General features: G+C 44.4%; 1 protein-coding gene. It reads right to left on the bottom strand.

Annotation, left to right across the window (positions count from 1 at the left end):
• Nucleotides 1–676 precede the first annotated feature (676 nt).
• On the bottom strand, nucleotides 677–1,744 hold the full coding sequence (locus AB5Z01_RS13660) for an IS5-like element IS1168 family transposase (protein ID WP_065739412.1): 1,068 nt from the start codon (nucleotides 1,742–1,744) through the stop codon (nucleotides 677–679).
• Nucleotides 1,745–1,841: the final 97 nt, after the last annotated feature.

Below are 1,841 nucleotides of genomic sequence, written 5' to 3'. Positions count from 1 at the left end.
TTTTTACACAGGAATTTTTGTTCTCTTTCTATAGGGGCTTGAAACAATCCATTTATTGGAAACAATTAAAGACGGAGCTGGTTTGCCCCAGTGCTTTTTAAGAAACAGGGCAATTATTTTATCTCCACAAAGGCTCTTGTTCCCAATTATGAGGAAAGCCTAATAAACGAGTTCTTACTGATGGGTATTTCGATAAAAGCTGCTTGAAATCTGCAACAAAAGTGTTGCCCATAGAAATGGAGTTAAGCCAATACACCACATAGCAGAGTTGCGGATAAAGTGTTTGTTCACGGAACGAGAAATCCGTAATCCATGTGTTTGGCATACGCATAGGCATCATTGGCTTGACAGGAAAGACCCGATTTGACAGTCTTGAATGATGGGCGCAGCAATTACGAAGTACGGGTCTGGGTACGGATTAAAAGGCTAAGTGATTATTTCCAGTCATTTAGCCTTTTTAATTATCTAATTTTTCCCCACATTTTCCCCACAGCTGTCTATTTATATATTTTAGGTGGGTTCTATCAATTCCATTTTTTATTTCTTGCATAAGGCAGCAGAACCCTTTAACTGTCTTGAGCAAGATAATCTTGCGTAAAGTTAAGCAATTTAATCTACCCCCCCCCCAAAAAAAATGAGGGATTTTTGCATTTTTGAGGATACACCCCGTCTCTTTTTATTGGGCAATCGCCAATTCACGTTTATTGCACACAATCTGGATGTAGCGGAAGATGTTGTAGGTCAAATTTGTCATCGCCACATTCGCCTTCGCCCGTACAATCCCTATTGTCCTGACAATAAGGCCGTGCATACTTTGCTCTTCAAAACCGAATACGTGCTCGACAAGGCAACGGGTCTTGGACTTGCGCCTGTTCTCAGCCTTCTGTTTTTCTGTCAGAGGATGATTCCGACGGCCTTTCTCGCAGATTATCGGATTCATGCCATGCTCCTTCACGGTTGACTCCTGCCCGGCATATCCTGCGTCAAGATACAAATCCTTATCCTTGTCTGACTCATCAAGCAGCTGCTCAAAACCTTTGGAATCATGCACATTGGCAGGCGTTGTTGCATACGAGAGGATTACCTTGTTGCCTTTGTCTACCTTGACATGCTGCTTGTAGCCGTAAAACGTGTCACCGCGCTTCTTCGTCCAACGGGCATCCACATCCTTATGGAATTTCTTGTGAGGATTGTCATTCCACAGTTCGTCGCCCTTGCCCTCCTTTATCTTCGCATTCTCCTCACGAGTGTTGCGCTGGCGTGGGGCAACGACAAAACTGGCATCTATGATCCGCCCCTCGTTGAACTGAAGGCCCTTGGCCTCCATGAACGTACGGAAGTCTTCAAACAACTTGTCATACGCACCGACGGACGTGAGGGCTTCGCGATACTTCCAGATTGTCTTCTCGTCCGGTACATCATCCACGTTCTCTATCCCCAGAAAAGCGCGGAAACTGGTGCGGTCCACTATCTGATATTCTATCTGATGGTCACTCAGGCCATAGTAACGCTGGAGAAACAGTATCTTGAACATCAACACACAATCTATGGGAGGACGCCCGGCATTGCCCTTACGCTCGCCTGTGAACAGAGAGGCTTCCAATGTCGGACGGAATATCTCAAAGTCCACCAATGACGACAGTCTCTCTAGTGGGTTGCCTATCACGTTAAGGCGAGACGATTGATTCTCGGATTCAAACACACTTTTATAGCGTAACTTGCGATAGCGGCTTAACTTGTTCATGATCAATGATTATTTTGTCTGTTTCTGCAAATATAAGCATTTTATCCGCTTATGCAACTTATAATCAGGGATTTAATTTATAGAAGTCCCCTAAAAG

Source organism: Ruminococcus sp. RTP21359st1_H3_RTP21359_211015 (genome assembly GCF_040909065.1).
GTDB classification, from domain to species: Bacteria; Bacillota; Clostridia; order Oscillospirales; family Ruminococcaceae; genus Hominimerdicola; species Hominimerdicola aceti.
This window is presented reverse-complemented; position numbering and strand designations above follow the sequence as displayed.

Coding starts and splice junctions, on each gene's coding strand:
- AB5Z01_RS13660 (WP_065739412.1), bottom strand. CDS start 1,744: ATGAACAAGTTAAGCCGCTATCGCAAGTTACGCTATAAAAGTGTGTTT.